The sequence below is a fragment of the Lactococcus formosensis genome (assembly GCF_037892375.1).
Classification (GTDB): Bacteria; Bacillota; Bacilli; order Lactobacillales; family Streptococcaceae; genus Lactococcus; species Lactococcus formosensis.
Map to the genome: position 1 here is coordinate 619090 of NZ_CP141721.1, position 18033 is coordinate 637122.

Here is an 18033-nt window from a genome sequence, read left to right on the forward strand (position 1 = left end):
CAAAACACGACCTCTTTAATTTTAATCAGCAACAATTGTTGTTCCTGAACCGTTTGCCAAGAAATCTTCAAGATTTTCAAGGGAAGTAATTGTAGCGGCACGACCTGTACGTTCCACAAAAGCCATGGCTGCTTCAACTTTTGGTTTCATAGAGCCTGTAGCAAATTGACCGTCTTCCAAGTAGGCACCAATTTCAGACAAAGTAACTTTTTCTAATTTCTTTTGATCTGGTTTGTTGTAATTAACAAAAACATTGTCCACACCTGTCAAAATCACTAACTCGTCACCATCCACAAGCTCTGCCAGTTTAGCTGCTGAAAAGTCCTTGTCTATTACAGCCTCCACTCCTGTGTATGTACCGTCTTCATGCTCAACTACAGGGATACCGCCGCCGCCAGATACAGTAGTTAAAACTGCAGCATCTAACAGTGGTTTGATGGCTTCTGCTTCTACAATACGTTCTGGTTTTGGACTGGCAACAACACGACGATACCCACGACCTGAATCTTCGACAAATTTCCAATCTGGATATTGTTTCAACATTTTGTTCATCTGTGCTTCGTCATAGAATGGGCCAATCGGTTTTGTTGGGTTTTCAAACGCAGGATCGTTACTGTCCACCACGACACGTGTGACAACAGAAGCTACAGGAATTCGTTCCAAGCCTTCTTTGATTAAAGCTTTAGTAAAGGCTTGAGTCATCCAGTATCCGATTTGCCCTTGAGTCATAGCCACAGCTGTATCTAAAGGCATCGCAGGATTTTTAGCACTGTCTGATCCCAGTTGTTGCAAAAGTAAATTACCAACTTGAGGGCCATTACCATGCGTCACAACCATTTCTACATCGTTATCCTTAATGAGCGGAATCAATTGACTCGCTGTAACTTCAAGTGCTTCTTGTTGTGCTTGAGCTGTTGGATCATCTGTCAAAATAGCGTTACCGCCAAGAGCAACTACAATACGTCTAACCATAATTATTTTCTCCTATTTTATATTATTAAAGCGCTTACTTTGCGCTTGAAAGAATAAAACTTTTGATTGCTCAAAAATTTTACTCTAAATTTTCTTTTTAAATACCAAGTAACTCTCTCAAACCAAACTGATTAGCAAGCAAGCCATAAAGAGCCAGCAAAGCTGCGAGAGTAAAGATAATAATAGCAAACCATTCGCCTGTTGAAATAGTTCTGTTGTTTTCACGTTTTGCACGGATATAGAGGACAAAACCAACAACATACAGAATAGAAGCCATCCAAACGAACTGCCAACCACTCAGGTAAAGGGCAATGATTTGGAATGCCATAGCAAAGAAACCAATCAACACATTCTTAGTTGATTTTTCAACTAAACCAACTTTTAACAGATATGCACCGACAAGGGCATAGCAGACCATAATTACTGCAGTACAGAGGTAAACAAAGACATTGTAAGCATCTGAGGCAAAGTAAGTGATGATGATAAAAAGCTGTACAAAACCTTGAGTCAGAAGTAATGAATTAACAGGTGCACCAGCTTTATTTTCTTTTCCAAACCAAGCAGGCAAGAGCTTTTGCGAAGCCAACTGAGAAGTTGACTCAACTGGAAGCATGGTCCATGATAGCCAAGCTCCGAGAAGCGAGATGATCAGCCCAATAGCCATCAAATTACCACCCCAAGGGCCAACCATTTCACGTAAGATACCAACCATACCTGGTTGTGGCATACTTGCAAGCTGTGCTTGATCCAAGTACCCATAAGGTAAGAGCGAAAGCAAGATATAAATCACTAGCAAAGTAAACAATCCAATAATTGAAGCTTTACCAGCATCTGATTTTTTCTTAGCACGGTCGCCCATCATTGCCGCACCTTCAATACCAACGAAGACCCAAATCATAACCATCAAGGAACTTTGAATCTGTCCGATTAATCCTGAGGCAGTCATCTGAGTAAATGCTGCTGATCCATCTGCATTAATGACGACATTTTGCCAAAAATGTTCTGTAAAGACTCCTGCTTTAAACATAACAATGGCAACAATGGCAAAAATTGCGATTGGAATTAATTTAGCAATAAGTACAATAGCATTGATTACTGCTGCCCCTTCAACCCCACGAATAACAAGTGCAGTTAACGACCACGAAACGACTGAAACAACGATGACTGATAAAAAGGTCAAAGAACCGTCTTCATTAGCAAAAACACCAGGAAAGAAATAGTTGACAGATGTCATCATCAAAACAGCGAAAGCCACGTTACCTGCCCAAGCAGACAACCAGTAACCCCAGCCTGATAAGAATCCGGCAAAATCACCAAATCCTGCGCGGGCGTAATCTGAAACACCGGAGAGTTCTGGTTTATTCACAACGAGGTGATTTAAGCTCAAAACGAGCATAAGAATACCAAAACCAATAAAGAGCCATGAAATGACCACACCACCTGGTGTAGCTCCATTTGCCAAGTCGTTCGAGAGGTTAAATACCCCTCCACCAATAGCTCCGGATACGATAATTGCGACGAGGGCCATGAGCCCTATTCCTTTTTTATTTTCTACTTCCATATTACTTCCTATTTTTTTTCATAAAGTCATATGCTTTAAAAAAGTCTCCAATTATGAAAATATACGAGGTCTGACCTTTTCAAAACAAGAGTTATAGAGGGAACCAAAAATATTTTTTCCAGATTTGTGCAAACTTCCCACCGGTATTAGGAAGTGGAAAGTCTGTCAAATCCGGAAAAAATCAAATTCAAAATTTATTATTTGATACTTGGTACATCTGGAATAAAGAGGTTACCCAAAGTTGCTGCCATGATTGCCTTGATTGAGTGCATACGGTTTTCAGCTTCTTCAAATTGACGTGCATATTTAGAACGGAATACTTCGTCAGTAACTTCCATTTCAGTCAAGCCATACTCTTCTTTAATTTCTTTACCATATTCAGTTTCAGTGTCGTGGAAAGCTGGCAAGCAGTGCATGAAGATGAGCTCTTCATCTGGAGTTCCAGTCAATTTCATCATATCCATTGTGATACGGTATGGAGTGAGTAGTTCCACACGTTCTTCCCAGTTTGATTCACCCATTGATACCCATACATCTGAGTAGATAATGTTTGCACCTTTAACCCCTGCTTCAATATCTGCAGTTGTTTCTGGTTTTGCACCTGACTCAGCTGCAAATTTGCGTGCAATTTCCATTACTTCTTCTGAAGGTTGAAGTGATTCAGGCGCTACAATAGTTACGCTCACTCCAAGCATCGCTCCTGTTACGATAAGAGAGTTGGCCATGTTATTACGACCATCACCAACATAAGCAAGTTTAAGACCTTTAAGATAGCCAAACTCTTCTTTGATTGTCATGTAGTCTGCAATCATTTGAGTTGGATGCCAATCATCAGTCAAGCCATTCCATACAGGAACACCTGAGTATTTTGCCAAGTCTTCGACTTCTTTTTGTGAGAAACCACGACGTTCAATCGCATCAAACATTGATCCAAGAACACGGGCAGTATCTTCAGTAGATTCTTTGATACCAAGTTGAATATCATCCTTACCAAGATACTCTGGGTAAGCCCCGAGGTCGATAGCTGCAGTTGTAAATGCGGCACGTGTACGTGTAGAAGTTTTAGCAAAAAGCAAGGCAATATTTTTTCCTTCAAGATAGTGGTGAGGAATGTTATTTTTCTTCAATGCTTTTAAGTGAATAGCGAAGTCAACAAGATATTGAATTTCTGCAGGTGTAAAATCTTTTTCTGCTAAAAAAGAACGGCCTTGGAAAACTGAGTTAATTTTTGGTGTTTGCATTTAATTTTCTCCTAAATATAATTTTTTTATTTTTTAAAATAAGGACATTTGCTTGTGTTGTAAGCAATAAGGTGTCAACAAGGTTGACAGAGCTGTAAACCAAGCAAATAAAGAGTGGGTATTTGATTAAATATCTTCACGCCACAATGGTTGAGACATACAACGTGCCCCACCACGACCACGTGCCAACTCACTTGAAAGAATCTCATGGACTTTGATACCATGTTCTTTAAGTAATTCGATTGTGACATAGTTACGGTCATAAGTAACAATTTCACCAGGAGCGATAGCTAATGTGTTTGAACCATCATTCCATTGTTCACGTGGTGCAACGATTGGATCACCATTACCACATTCAATCAAGTCAAGTTCTGAGAGTTCCAACACTTTCTTAAGAGCAACTTTAAGATCTGTCAAATGTTCAATTTCCACATCTCCATCTTTACCCGGACGTAAGATGAATGCATTGATATTTCCAGAACCATCAAAGATTCCCGGGAAGACTGTAAACTGATCATGATTAATCATTGTAAACACTGTATCCAAGTGCATCATTGCGTGATTATGCGGAATTTCAACAGCAAGTACAGTGTCAAAGGTTGACAATGGGTTTGCAAACAATTCTTTTGCTAAAGCTTGAATTGTTTTAGATGAAGTACGTTCAGACACACCAATAGCTACAGTGTGTTTGTTTAATACGAGTTCATCACCACCTTCGATACGTGTTGTATGGTTACGATCTCGCCAAATTGGAGTATCTTTAAAACGTGGGTGATGCGCCATTACATATTCAGTAATCAATGATTCAGGTTGACGTGCTGGGAAAGTCATTTTGTTGATGGTCATCCCTACACCCATAGATGCTTGTGGATCACGCGTGAAGTAAGCATTTGGCAATGGATTGAGGTAGAAATAGTTTTCGGCATCAGATCCAGCCATATCGCTAAGAACTGTACGTTTTAGGTCCAATTCATTTTTACGAACACCGGCATAAATCTTGTCAACCATTGCTTTTGTGTCCATACTTGACAAGTACTCAGTCAAACCTTCAAGTGTACGCCCTGGACGATATCCAGCTTCATGTAAGAGACGGGCCAAGAAATCTTTTTTAACACTTTCCGTTTGAAAAACATCTGTGGCAAGATCTTCTATGTAGACTGTTTCTGCCCCATTATCACGTAATGTTTGAGCAAAGAAATCGTGTTCCTTCTGCGCAATTTTCAAGTAAGGGATATCATCAAACAAGAGTTGGTGCATTGTGTCTGGTGTGATGTTTTCGACTTCAGCACCTGGACGATGAAGGAGAACTGATTTAAGTTTTCCGATTTCTGAGTTGACATTGATTGCTTTTTCCATGAGATAAGCATCCTTTCTTTTATATAAAACTATATATTAAAATTGTAAAAGCGCTTTCAACACCTTTTATTATAGTCTAATCTTTTTTTGAATGCAAATTGAAGATTATTATAATAATGCGCTTTCATTTTGTTAAAAATAATAAATATACAAAAAGAAACCAGTAATAGCAAGGTTGAGCCTTTGCACTGGTTTCTTTTATCATTTTGTTATTTTTCTTTGTTTTTTCTAATTTGTTTGCTTCTGAGTTGGCCACAAGCAGCATCAATGTCTGTACCATGCTCTTGGCGCACAACACAGTTGATGCCATTTTTCTTGAGCACATCATAAAATTTCGCAGTATCATTTCGTGTTGAGCGTTCATATTTGATATGTTCAGCTACAGGATTATATGGAATAAGATTGACATATGAAAGTTTATTTCGTGGTTTTATTAAATCAGCCAATTCTTGAGCAATTTCTGGAGTGTCATTTTCTCCGGAAAGCATGATATACTCATAAGTTACACGACGATTTGTTGTTTCAGTATAATAATCTATCGCTTCAAAAAGTTTTTCTAGTGGTGCACTACGTGTGATGCGCATCAAACTTGTACGTAATTCATTGTTTGGTGCATGTAAAGAAATAGCCAAGTTCACTTGTAAGTTTTCATTTGCAAACTCTTTAATTTTTGCTGGCATGAAACCACACGTTGACACAGTAATATGACGTGCTCCAATAGCAAGGCCGTTATCATCATTAATTGTGCGTAAAAAGTTCATTAAGTTTACATAGTTGTCAAATGGTTTACCGATACCCATAACTACAACGTGAGAAACACGCTCATCTTGGCCTTTTTCATCGAAGTATTTTTGGACCAACATAATCTGAGCGACTATCTCTCCTGCTGTCACATCACGCTCTTTTTTTAGAATACCAGAGGCACAAAACGTACAGCCCATGTTACATCCTACCTGAGTAGTCACACATACAGATAAGCCATAAGATTGGCGCATCAATACAGTTTCAATCATCATTTTATCTGGTAACATAAAAAGATATTTAACTGTTCCATCTTCCGACTCCTGCACAACGACTTGCTCCAGAGGATTCATAATAAAATGCGCATTCAACTTTGCGATAAAATCCTTTGATAAGTTTGTCATCTCTTCAAACGTTTGAACACGTTTTCGGTAGAGCCAATCCCATACTTGAGTTGCACGAAATTTTTTTTCACCATTTTCAATCGCCCAATCAATAAGTTGATCACGTGTTAAGCCATAAATTGTTTGTTTTTCCATTATATCTCCGATATTTTTCACAAAAAAACTTTTAGAGAATTTTTTTGCATATTATTCAATACATTTTTAGACACTTTTTATAGTTTTGTCCATTTTATTTTTTTGAACGTTCGCGTATTACAAAATTAGATTTAGAGGTTGTATATTTCTCATTTTTCTCATTTTGTTTTACCTTAGCTGGTTTCTTGCCTGATTTTTCGCGAATTTCAAATGATTTTTTCTCATTTTTCTTTTGCTTTTCTTGAGGACTTCGATTTTTATTGCGATTATTTCGACGTCGTGGCTTTTCAAATTTAGGTTGACGTGGCTTGTCTTCAAAAACACGTTCGGATGTGTAAGCTTCATCTTGTGACCGTACACGTCGTAAAACAAAATAAGCACAGCCATAATTACAATATTCATTAATGTAATCTTCTAGTCGATCAATTTTGTTTTCCGATTGCATTTTTTTTCTACTTACTGAAAAAAAGCCTTTTAAACGGAGCTGTTCAAAACCCCAATCTCCCACAATGTAGTCATATTTATCGAAAATATCGCTAAATCGCTGCTCCAACTTTTCAGCATCAAATCCTTCACGATAATTGTAAACCAGATGAAAAGTTTTACCGCCTACTTTTACAATATCATCTGTAGCAGTAACCCGCTCTCCAGGGAAACGATTATAATTTAATTTTGATTCGTCAACTTCTTTTGGCACTTCCCTCTCCCCCTTCTCTTATTGTTCATTTTCTCGTTTTTTAATTCATTTGCTACTATTTCACGTAGAAAATACGGAAAAAGTATTTCTGCTTTCTCTTGCTTTTTCAACAAAGGAAAATACCAAGCAAAGAGATACTGGTCAGGAACGACTATACTATAAGATTCAGTATCAAGCACAGGCGTACTTCCATAATAGAAACTCCCTCTATCGAAACTTATTCCTTGAAAGATAAGTCGTCCAAATCGTTTACCTCGAAAACCCATACCGCGAATATTTTGCCCCGACAGCATTGCAGATACATCAAGCATTTCGAGTAAAACTTCTTTCAATGCCTTCCCGCTCATCGTAAGCCGCACTAAACGCATGGAATGGGGCAAAAATTGGTGTAAATCATCTAAAGTAAGGTGGTGTGGCAATGCTTCTGTAACTAAGAGTCCGGTATTCAAAACACAGGCTCCTACCTTGCCATATCGGGCAAGTAACTCTGCAATAAAATGGCTGGCATTATAGTCAGGATAAACATTGGTCAGGCTATAAGGAATTTCTCCGACAGTCTTGCCTTGCAACATTTTACGTCCTTTCAACTCCCACAAGTTGATGTGTAAAGCATCACTTTTTTCTTTTTTTAGCGTGTTGGTAGCAATCGTGGAAATTTCTGAAGCAATTACTTTGTTATTTTGGTCAAAGGTAAGATTGATTTCTCCGATATGCTCCCCGTATCTTCCTGCAGCCGCAAGTAAGGTGTCATGTAATTCTGCCCCATTTTCAAAAAGATGATGCGTATGGCTTCCAATAATTAAATCGATATCGTATTTTTCAGTAATTTTTGCATCCACGGTTTTTCCCAAATGGCTCAAAAGAATCGTAAAATCACAATCCAGTGGCAAAAGCTGATCCAAGCAAGCTAAAGGATCAATAATATCCCAACCTGCTTGTAAATAAGCCGAATAAGGAGCTGTCAAACCAATGATTCCGATACGCATTCCCCAACTGCTTTCAATAATTTTAGGACCTTGAGTAAAAGGCATATTACTGATATTCGAAAGCAATATATCAAAGTCTGCTTGATTATATAAACAACTTAGCCTTTCATGAGTTAAGCCTAAACCTTCATTGTTGCCGAGAGTTGCTGCTGTCAAATCCAGTTTATTCATCAGAACAACGTTAATCTGCCCTTCTGTTGCCTCGGTTAAAGGATGTACCCGGTCAACATTATCCCCTAAGTCAAATCGCAAGACATCTGGATGCCCAACTGATTTTTCCGCAAAAAAACGCTCAATCACTGGAAATCGTTCCAAATGCGAGTGCAGATCGTTCAAGTGAATAATGCGCAATGAATTCATTTTACCATTATAGCACAAAAAAGACCGCTAAAGCGGTAGTTTTTGTAGTTTTATATTTTTATCTTTAAATCGAAAGTAGGGCATTATTTCTATTTTCCTGTGGAGCCAAAACCACCAGTTCGTGTAGATTTGACCACTTCTTCGTCTCCATCAGCAACCAAGAAAGGCATAAAGACTGCTTGAACAATTCTCTCACCTTTTTCCAAGATAACTTCTGACTCCGTAATGTTTTTCATCTGAGCAAAGATCTCACCTTCATTCCCTGGGTTATTGTAATAGTCACCATCAATGACACCTACCGAGTTAATCATCACCAAACCTTTTTTACGCGGATTTGACGAGCGATCAAACAGATACAGAACTTCTCCTGCTTGCATATATGCTTTCAACCCTGTAGATACCAGCTTGATTTCACCAGGTTTAATGGAAATGTTTTCAGCCACTGATAAGTCATAGCCTGCCGCATGCCTGGTCGCACGCATTGGTAATTCTAGGTTTTCATTTTTGTATTTACTTACTATTTCAAATCCACGTGTTTTCATAATTACTCCTTATTGTTTACTTTATAAATGGTAAAACCAGAAAAACGATAAATAAGACAACGACCGTTACTCCTGATAAAATTCGATTTTGCATTGGTATAGAATTCTTGAAATATTTGGGTGGAAAAACAGGAGCTAAAAGAAGTCCGCCCACTGCTCCTCCAACATGTGACCAAATATTGACCGAGCTAAGATTAAACATATTGAAGAAAAGATTGATTACAATCAAAATGGTAAATGTCTTGCCAATCTGTTTTAGCATCGGATGCCCTGTAAAGAAGCCGATTCCCGCAATTGCTGCAAAAAGGCCAAAGATCGACGTGGATGCTCCTGCAGATAAGGAGTTGGGCGAAAAAATAAAGGTTGCGGCATTACCAAAAATACCTGAGAGAATATATATCAAACTGAAATTAAGGCTACCAAATACAGCTTCAACCTGACGTCCGATAAAAAAGAGCGTCAGAGTATTCATAAGAAAGTGCGTCCATCCAATATGAATAAAAATTGGTGTAACAAGGCGCCACAATTGAGTTGGATCAGCTAAAATGGCTGGTGGAAATAATGCACCAGTGTTAAAAAGATTAATAGCCGAGGTTGCAGCTAAACCATAACGTAAAAATTGATAAAGCCAAACCATCGTTGTTAAAAGTGATAAAATATAAGTCGCTTTATGCTTCATAAAGTCTTTTTTTATCATATCAATGTTCATAAGTAAATATTTCTCCTATGCTTATATCATGAGGTTCTGGATGAAAGTCTTTGTGTTGGAAATCATAACATAGACTAACTGTCTGTCCAGAAAAGCTTGCCAGATAACGGTCATAATATCCCGCACCAAAACCAATCCGATAGCCTTTCTTATTCCAAGCCAAACCGGGGACCAAAATCAAATCAGGGATAATTTCATTTTCAGACTTAGGTTCTAGTATACCAAATTTTGTACGTTCTAAGTTATTTTTGTCGTACTTTACAAAAATCATCTGACGATTAGCGAAAGTTTTTGGTATAACTATTTGTTTATCTTCTTGCTCAAAAAGGTCTCCCAAATCAAATTCAAACTCTTGCGGCATATAGAGCGCAACAGTCTTCGCGCTCTTCCATTGTTCTGAAGCAAGCAGCTCTGCAATAATTTTCTGACTTTGGCGGCTTTTGTCAGCAAAATCAAAACTTTTCAGTAAATTTATCATTTCTTTTCGAATTAGCGCTTTCTTTTCCATACTTTATATGGTATCATAAAGCTGTAAGTTTTTTTCAAGTTAACGTTTGTGCTTTTTGTTACACGCTTTCCGACGATAAGATTTACCAAACTAAAGAAAGGATGTATTCAAATGGCACAAGGAACTGTAAAATGGTTTAATGCTACTAAAGGTTTTGGCTTCATTACAACTGAAGAAGGCAACGATGTATTCGTACACTTCTCAGCTATTCAAACTGATGGCTTCAAAACTCTTGATGAAGGCCAAAAAGTTAGCTTTGATCTTGAAGAAGGCCCACGTGGACCTCAAGCAATCAATGTTACTAAATAATTGGTAATTAAAGCACCTTTACGGTGCTTTTTCTTTTTGTTTAAACACCACAATAAAAGCAGCTATGCTATTGTTTTATAGATATAAAAAGTTTACAATGTATAAAGCAAAGAATTTAGGAATATTATGAAAGATTTAACAAAAGGAAACATTCTTAAGGGTTTAATTACCTTCACCCTCCCCTTGCTCTTGGGAAACTTTTTTCAAGTGCTCTATAATACCGCAGATACACTAATCGTTGGTCAAACTTTAGGGAAAAACGCCCTTGCTTCTGTAGGAGCTACAGGGTCCATCAACTTTTTAATCGTTGGTTTTGCTCAGGGTATGACCGCTGGACTCACGATTATCACTGCGCAACGCTTTGGTGCCAAAGATGCACATGCTGTCAAAAAGTCCTTTGTGACAGGGCTGTATTTTACGATAGCTATCTCGCTCTTGCTCAGTGTCTTATCGGTCCTATTTGTGGGGCAATTACTCCAACTTATGCAAACTCCTGCTGAGATTTACGAAGGTGCACATACTTTTTTGAGTATTATGCTAGGTGGACTTACAGCGACCACACTATATGCTTATTATTCAAATGCGCTCCGTGCCTTAGGTGATTCCAAGACACCACTCTATGCACTTATCGTCGCCAGTATTTTAAATATAGGCTTTGAGTATTTCGCAATCCTCGTTCTCCATTTAGGCTTAGCAGGGGCAAGTGCAGCTACGATTTTGGCCCAATGTATCTCTGTGCTCTATCTGATTTTACACATTAAACTCAAGGTGCCTGAGTTACATCTTAATCGCAAACTCCTTGCTTACAATGCACAAGAAATACGTACACATGCGCGCTTAAGCATCCCCATGGGATTTCAATCTAGTATTATCGCCATTGGCTCTATTACGCTTCAAGTAGCGCTTAACACTATGGGAACAAATGCTGTCGCCACTCAGGCTATTGTTTCTAAGATTGATCAAATCGCGATGCTGCCAATGATGTCGATTGGGCTTGCCATGGCTACTTTTGGAGCCCAAAACTATGGTGCAAAACAATATCGACGAATAAATCAAGGGCTTTTCCAAGCTCTACTCATTGCTGTTTCTTGGGCGATTGGCTTTGCCCTTCTTTTAGTAAGCTTGAACTACTACTTCACTACTGCTTTTATCTCACCAAACCAAACTGCTGTTATCGATATGGCTAGACATTATTATATTGTAAATGGTGGCTTCTACTGGCTACTTGCTATTCTCTTTGTCACGCGCTCCACACTACAAGGCTTGGGCAATGCGCGCATTCCGACGATTTGTGGTGTGGCAGAGCTAGTTATGCGTGCCGCAGTGGCTATCATCGGTGTTAATCTCTTAAATTACACCGTGATTATTTCATCTAATCCTGCTGCTTGGATTGGATCAACCGCTATTTTAATCCCCACAACTATTCGGATGGTCCGTCGCTTTAACCGAGAAAACACACAAGAAAAAATCGTTCTTCCTTGAACGATTTTTTATATTAGTCTTTATCCAATTCTTGATAGAGCAGTTTTTGCGCTACTGTCGGATTAGCTTGTCCTTTTGTAGCTTTCATGAGCTGACCAACTAAAGCTTTAGCTGCATTTTCCTTACCGCCACGATAATCCGCAACAGATTGTTCATTTTTAGCAAAGACTTCATGAATAATTGGCAAGAGTACAGCTGGATCAGAGATTTGAACCAATCCTGCCTTCTTAACAAAAGCTTCTGCTGATCCGCCGTTTTTAGCTAATTCGAGGAAGACTTTCTTCGCAATTTTAGATGAAATTGTCCCATCCGCAATCAAACGCAACATTTCTGTGAGATTTTCTGGGGTTAAGTGAATATCTTTAAGTTCCAGATGTGCTGTGTTCAAGTACTGAGCAACTTCACCTTGAAGCCAGTTGGATACCAATTTGGCATCACCACCTAGTTTAACAGCTGCTTCAAAGAAATCAGAGACATCTTTTGAAGTTGTCAACTGGCGTGCATCATATTCACTGAGGCCCATTTCCTCTACATAACGCACACGACGCGCTGCTGCGAACTCAGGAAGTTCCGCACGTACTTCATCAATCCAAGATTCAGAAATTTCAATACGTGGCAAATCTGGCTCAGGGAAATAACGGTAATCCGAAGCCCCTTCTTTAACACGCATCAAGATAGTTTCACCTGTTTTATCATCAAAACGGCGTGTTTCTTGACGAATTTCACCACCAGCACGAAGAATCTTCGCTTGACGCTCAATTTCGAAGGCTAAGGCTTTCTTCACATTACTGAAAGAGTTCATGTTTTTCACTTCTGTTTTAACACCAAACTCTTCTTGGCCATAAGGACGCAATGAAATATTGGCATCACAACGCATTGATCCCTCTTCCATCTTCACATCAGAAATACCTGTGTAGAGAATCAACTCACGTAATGCTGTTAGATAAGCATAAGCTTCATCAGCGCTACGCATATCTGGCTCAGAGACAATCTCAATCAATGGCACCCCTTGACGGTTCAAGTCAACATAAGAGTAGCCATCGGTTCCGTGCGTATTTTTACCGGCATCTTCTTCAATATGTGCACGCTCAATACGTACAGTCGATTTAGTACCGTCTTCAAGTTCAATTTCAATAGAACCATTGTAACCAATAGGTTCATCTGCTTGTGAAATTTGGTAAGCTTTAGGATTATCAGGGTAAAAATAATTTTTACGATCAAAGTGCATACTCTTTTGAATCGACATATTCATGGCAAGAGAAGCTTTCATCCCAGCAACGACAACACCTTTGTTCAATGTTGGCAAAACCCCTGGCATTCCCCAGTCAATAACATTCGTATTGACATTTGGTTCAGAGCCAAATTCAGCTGGAGTTGGGCTGTAAATTTTTGAGTTTGTATTTAACTCAACATGGACTTCAAGTCCAATGACTGTTTCAAAGTTCATCTTATTTTGCCCCTCCTTCTGTAAAGATAATTGGTTTTTTCTTATGATGATCTGTCGTTGCTTCGAACGCTGCTGCGACTTGATAAATTGTCTCCTCATCGTAGCGTTTACCAATCAATTGCATACCAACAGGTAGACCTTCGACATAACCCGCCGGAATCGAAATCCCTGGTAAACCTGCAAGGTTGACTGGAATAGTTAAAATATCTGAGAGATACATTTGAACAGGATCTTTTGATTTTTCATCGAAGCCAAAGGCAACCGTTGGAGCCGTTGGGCCAAGAATCAAATCATAATCCGCAAATACTTTATTAAAGTCTTCGATAATCATTGTACGCACTTGACCGGCCTTTTTAAAGTGCTTATCGTATGCCCCTGCAGAAAGACTAAATGTACCTAGCATAATGCGACGTTTGACCTCATCGCCAAAGCCTTCTGAACGTGATTTCACATAGACATCTTCAAGGTTTTCGATATCCTGTGCACGATAACCATAACGAATACCATCGAAGCGTTGGAGATTTGAGCTCGCTTCTGAAGAAGCGATGATGTAGTAAACAGCTACCCCATACTTGCTATGTGGCAAGCTCACTTCTTCAACAATAGCCCCTAAAGATTCTAAGTGTTTCGCCGCCGCCATAATTTGCTCTTTGACTGCTGGATCAATGCCTTCACCAAAGTATTCTTTAGGCAAAGCAATCTTCATTCCTTTAATATCTTGTCCTATTTTTGAACCAAAATCTGGTACAGCTACTTCTGAACTTGTAGCATCTTTAGCATCACTACCTGAGATAACATTTAAAAGTTGTGCATTTTCTTCAACAGTAGCTGAAAAGGGACCAATTTGATCAAGTGAACTAGAAAAAGCAATCAAACCATAACGAGAAACACGTCCGTAAGTTGGTTTCAGACCCACAATACCACTGAACGAAGCTGGTTGGCGAATCGAACCACCTGTATCGGATCCCAATGACAAGCGTACTTGTCCACTCGCAACAGCACTAGCTGAACCTGAAGATGATCCACCAGGTACTTTTGTTTGATCCCACGCATTGTACGTTGGCTTAACAGAAGAAGTTTCCCCTGAGCCCCCCATTGCGAATTCGTCCATATTGGCTTTACCAATAATAACCATGCCATTGTCATAAAGCTTTTCAACGACAGTTGCATCATAAGGTGGGATAAAACCAGAAAGAATTTTACTTGCTGCAGTTGTTTCAATATTCTTAGTAACAATATTGTCTTTAACTGCTAAGGGAATACCGTCTGTAAGTTTTGCTGCATCAATCCCACGCGCATCAATAGCAGCTGCTTGCGCTAGTGCTTCCTCATCTAATACAGAAACAAAACTGCCCATTGCTGCTTCACGTGCATGCACATCATCCAATGTCGCCTGTGTCAAGTCAACAGCAGAGATTTCCTTTTTCACCAAGAGGTCATGCAACTCTTTAATTGTTTTATTATTCAATGCCATTATGCATCTCCTCCATCAGCCAACATTGCGGGAACCTTAATAAAGCCATCTTGCTTCGTTGGTACATTACGCATTAATTCATCACGGTCATCACCCGGTACAGCAATATCTTCACGCATGCGGTTTAAGTTATCCGCAACGCTCATCGTAAATTCTACATTTTCCGTATTGACTTCCTCTAACTGCTCCACCATTTCGATAATTTTATCGAGTTTATCCGTCACAGCATCAAGTTCATTTTTCTCAAATTTAAGCTTTGACAAAGTTGCCACATGCTCCACTTGTTCTTTTGTAATCTTGCTCATGTTATTTTCCCTAACTATTAAAGATTTTCATTCTCAATTATAGCAAAAATCTTTAAAAACTGATACAGCTAGGCTTTACTGCCTACTGCCTTTACCACAAGTAAAAAACCTCTCACTACGAGAAGTTTTTTTTATTACTTTTAAGGTTAGAAGTTACGACCTTCTAGCTTTGTAAATAAACCTTGGTTAAGAACTTTGAGGTAAGTCCCTTTCATTCCCAACGAACGGCTTTCAATAACACCAGCAGATTCAAGCTTACGTAGTGCATTAACGATTACTGAACGTGTAATCCCAATCTTGTCGGCAATGACTGAAGCAATAACATGTCCTTCTTCACCATCAAGTTCTTCAAGAATTGCTTTCACAGCCTTCATTTCTGAATACGAAAGTGTATTGACTGCCATGTTAGCCATTGTGTCTTTACGGATATTTTCTTCCATTTGTTCAAGCTTAAGATTTGAAAGTTGAACACCGATAACTGTTGTTGCAAGCTCTGCAAGCACAAGATCATCATCACTGAATTTTCCGTCTGTGCGCCATAAGATGAAGGTTCCCAAACGCATACCACTACCATAGATTGGTGCACATGTTGTCAAACCATTAGGATACTCACCTAAAAGTTCTGCAGGAAATACTGACAAAGGCTCGTTAATTGTGATATTTGCTAAAGTGTCATAGATACGGATAGCCGCACGTGCATAATCTTCTGGCAATTGTTTTTGTACATGGAAAAGTTCATTAACACGATCGTTGTTAATTTCGTATGGCAGTGAATAGCCCAAAAGTTTCCCTTTTGTATCAATGATACAAGCATTACAGTCAATAACGTTGGCTAAACGCTCTGTCATGTTATCATAGGGTAACTCCTGCTTTAAATCAGTTACTCCATCTTGCAGAACTGATGTAATTTTGCGGGTTTTTTCTAGTAAAGTAGCCACGGTTTTCTCCTATTATATTATTTTCTAAATAAACTCTTAATGAATTATAACACAAAAAAATTCAAAAAACAACAGGAATAGTCAGAAAATTCGCTTTTTTCATTATAATAAAACAAGATATACAATTATGTATATCTTATTTCTTTTTATATACAGAAAATTGACTAACATTACCAACTTCCACTTTTTTGTAAGAATCTTTAAGTGTTTCTTTTACTGAATCTGAAAGATCCTGTCCACTTTGCACTACGACATACTTGTTGCCTGCGTTAGCAAAGATTAAATCAAAATTCTGATGGAATCTAACCGGATAATGACTAGGAAAGCTATCTATAGCACCTACGCGCTGTGCCCGTAGATTAATATTTTTATCTGCTGCTATAGACAGCACCTTATCTTCTTTTGTAGTGTCTGCTTTCACAAACTGAGAAACTTGTTGTTCTTCTGAGAAAATCTGTTGATGCATTGTTTGCGTAACGATAGGCGCCCCTATCACAAAGAGGAGGGCCAAAATTGGCGCAAAAAGCTTTGCCTTCATATAATCTTGTAAGATATTCTGACGCTGATCCACGGCATCTTGCAAGGTATCACTGACAAATAATAGAAGTAATGGCAAGATAGCAAGTAAGTTTGAGCTTTCAAATACTTGAGAAAAAATAACAAATCCCAAAACAAGAATCGAGCCAAGCAGCAGTAAGAGTTGCCAGATAAATGTTTGGCCCGATTTCTTAATATTGCGTATACCATGCACAAAGTTGGCTGCAAGACCAAATACTAAAAGAAATACGAGAGCTTTCAGGAGTGACATCCAAAAATTATCCGTAAAGCCTAATGTCGTAAGCGGAATAATGATGGATTGTTCAATTGATGTATACAGAACTTGCGCATTTAAGGAATAAAAGGCAACAGTATAGCCCACTAACAATACACCAAATAAAATTGCTAAAAGTTGATAAATACCACGACCAATTCTTTTATTTTGAATATTAAAGATAAGCAAAGCAAGACATGAAAGAACCCACAAAATCGTCATAATTGGCGATATAACAAGAACAAGAGCCCCGCTCATACCAAAGATGATAAAAGCTTCATCACGCGCATCTTGACGCAGATAACGGTCGAAGAACTGTAATGCCCATAGTGCAAAAGGTAAAGCAATCAAGGTGGGTGCTGTGCCCCCTTGAGCCAGACCCGCAATCGAAACCAATGTAAAACCGGTGGTAATACGTGCTGCCAAGCGGCTACGGGTGCGTTGTGAAATCAAACGATAAACTTGTACACCACTCATAAACAAAGCTAAAATTTGGAAAAGGTAAAGTAGCCATGTTGTTTGACCAAAATGACCAAGCCAATTAATCAGATAAAAGACAATCCCGCCCGAGCCCCAAAAATCATTATAAGGCACTAGACCAGCTTGCATTGCCATCCCCGAATAGAGATATTGCGATTGCACACCTGCTGGTTGAAGATTAAATATAGGGAAAGCATAGAAACTGAGACTAAGCACTAAGGAAACTAGCGCAATAAACAACCAATCGGCAGGCATAAGACGCGGTGTTTTTTCTCTGCTCGGCACAAAACTCGCTTCTGCTTTATGACGACGTGAATAAAAACCGCCATCTCCTTCATGAAATTCATGGTCTTCATGAACCTCAATCTCCTTGGATTCTTCGATTTCTTCTGATTGTTCTAATTGTTTTTTATGTTCATGCCTTAGTGAACGTGAACCATATCTTTTTTTCATTTAATTTTCCTTCAAAGAGTAATCACTAAATTATAACAAATTTCTTCAAAGTACTCAATTTTTGCTAAAAATCTTATGTAATAATTTATAATATTTTTACATTGATACAATAAAAAAAGAGG

Annotated in this window: 17 protein-coding genes; 2 read left to right on the plus strand and 15 right to left on the minus strand. The window is 38.7% G+C overall.

Annotated features, from left to right (window positions below; all coding sequences use genetic code 11):
• Positions 1–21: 21 nt before the first annotated feature.
• The 10 genes from arcC to VNN39_RS03080 form a co-directional block, all read right to left on the minus strand.
• Positions 22–972, minus strand: a complete 951-nt coding sequence (gene arcC, locus VNN39_RS03035) for a carbamate kinase (protein ID WP_213495848.1) — start codon at positions 970–972, stop codon at positions 22–24.
• Positions 973–1069: 97 nt separating this feature from the next.
• Entirely contained in the window at positions 1070–2533 is a 1464-nt protein-coding gene (locus tag VNN39_RS03040) for a basic amino acid/polyamine antiporter (protein ID WP_017368706.1), read from the minus strand.
• Positions 2534–2730: 197 nt separating this feature from the next.
• Entirely contained in the window at positions 2731–3774 is a 1044-nt protein-coding gene (gene argF / locus VNN39_RS03045) for an ornithine carbamoyltransferase (RefSeq protein ID WP_338997840.1), read from the minus strand.
• A gap of 126 nt (positions 3775–3900) precedes the next feature.
• Complete coding sequence (gene arcA, locus VNN39_RS03050) at positions 3901–5130, minus strand: arginine deiminase (protein WP_096368833.1); 1230 nt, start codon at positions 5128–5130, stop codon at positions 3901–3903.
• A 209-nt stretch (positions 5131–5339) separates the two neighbouring features.
• Positions 5340–6410: a 23S rRNA (adenine(2503)-C(2))-methyltransferase RlmN gene (rlmN, locus tag VNN39_RS03055; RefSeq protein WP_338997841.1), complete on the minus strand. Its 1071-nt coding sequence runs from the start codon at positions 6408–6410 to the stop codon at positions 5340–5342.
• 94 nt (positions 6411–6504) lie between these two features.
• On the minus strand, positions 6505–7107 hold the full coding sequence (locus VNN39_RS03060; RefSeq protein WP_165713340.1) for a YutD family protein: 603 nt from the start codon (positions 7105–7107) through the stop codon (positions 6505–6507).
• Complete coding sequence (locus tag VNN39_RS03065) at positions 7077–8453, minus strand: bifunctional UDP-sugar hydrolase/5'-nucleotidase (RefSeq protein WP_338997842.1); 1377 nt, start codon at positions 8451–8453, stop codon at positions 7077–7079. The genes VNN39_RS03060 and VNN39_RS03065 overlap by 31 nt, the downstream gene beginning before the upstream one ends.
• An 89-nt stretch (positions 8454–8542) precedes the next feature.
• Positions 8543–8995 (minus strand): dUTP diphosphatase, encoded by a 453-nt coding sequence (locus VNN39_RS03070; protein WP_338997843.1) that lies wholly within the window; start codon positions 8993–8995, stop codon positions 8543–8545.
• Between the two features lie 16 nt (positions 8996–9011).
• Positions 9012–9704 (minus strand): rhomboid family intramembrane serine protease, encoded by a 693-nt coding sequence (locus VNN39_RS03075; RefSeq protein WP_017368700.1) that lies wholly within the window; start codon positions 9702–9704, stop codon positions 9012–9014.
• Positions 9694–10212, minus strand: coding sequence for a 5-formyltetrahydrofolate cyclo-ligase (locus VNN39_RS03080; RefSeq protein WP_096368838.1), 519 nt, complete (start codon positions 10210–10212; stop codon positions 9694–9696). Before VNN39_RS03080 ends, VNN39_RS03075 begins: the two co-directional genes overlap by 11 nt.
• A 111-nt stretch (positions 10213–10323) precedes the next feature.
• On the opposite strand from VNN39_RS03080, the gene VNN39_RS03085 reads away from it, so the two are divergent.
• Both VNN39_RS03085 and VNN39_RS03090 read left to right on the plus strand, forming a co-directional pair.
• Positions 10324–10521: a cold-shock protein gene (locus tag VNN39_RS03085; RefSeq protein ID WP_003133641.1), complete on the plus strand. Its 198-nt coding sequence runs from the start codon at positions 10324–10326 to the stop codon at positions 10519–10521.
• Positions 10522–10647: 126 nt separating this feature from the next.
• Positions 10648–12003 carry an MATE family efflux transporter gene (locus VNN39_RS03090; protein ID WP_213495862.1) on the plus strand — a complete coding sequence of 452 codons (1356 nt, stop codon included), beginning with the start codon at positions 10648–10650 and terminating at the stop codon, positions 12001–12003.
• Positions 12004–12016: 13 nt separating this feature from the next.
• On the opposite strand, the gene gatB is transcribed toward VNN39_RS03090, so the two are convergent.
• The 5 genes from gatB to VNN39_RS03115 all read right to left on the minus strand — a co-directional run bounded on the left by gatB (position 12017) and on the right by VNN39_RS03115 (position 17911).
• Entirely contained in the window at positions 12017–13450 is a 1434-nt protein-coding gene (gatB, locus tag VNN39_RS03095; RefSeq protein ID WP_338997844.1) for an Asp-tRNA(Asn)/Glu-tRNA(Gln) amidotransferase subunit GatB, read from the minus strand.
• A gap of 1 nt (position 13451) precedes the next feature.
• A complete protein-coding gene (gene gatA / locus VNN39_RS03100; RefSeq protein ID WP_165711745.1) occupies positions 13452–14924 on the minus strand; it encodes an Asp-tRNA(Asn)/Glu-tRNA(Gln) amidotransferase subunit GatA in 1473 nt (490 codons plus the stop codon).
• On the minus strand, positions 14924–15229 hold the full coding sequence (gatC, locus tag VNN39_RS03105) for an Asp-tRNA(Asn)/Glu-tRNA(Gln) amidotransferase subunit GatC (protein WP_017368695.1): 306 nt from the start codon (positions 15227–15229) through the stop codon (positions 14924–14926). The genes gatA and gatC overlap by 1 nt, the downstream gene beginning before the upstream one ends.
• A gap of 146 nt (positions 15230–15375) precedes the next feature.
• Positions 15376–16167: a GTP-sensing pleiotropic transcriptional regulator CodY gene (gene codY / locus VNN39_RS03110; protein WP_003133634.1), complete on the minus strand. Its 792-nt coding sequence runs from the start codon at positions 16165–16167 to the stop codon at positions 15376–15378.
• Positions 16168–16303: 136 nt separating this feature from the next.
• Positions 16304–17911, minus strand: a complete 1608-nt coding sequence (locus VNN39_RS03115; RefSeq protein WP_338997845.1) for a glycosyltransferase — start codon at positions 17909–17911, stop codon at positions 16304–16306.
• Between the last annotated feature and the right edge of the window lie 122 nt (positions 17912–18033).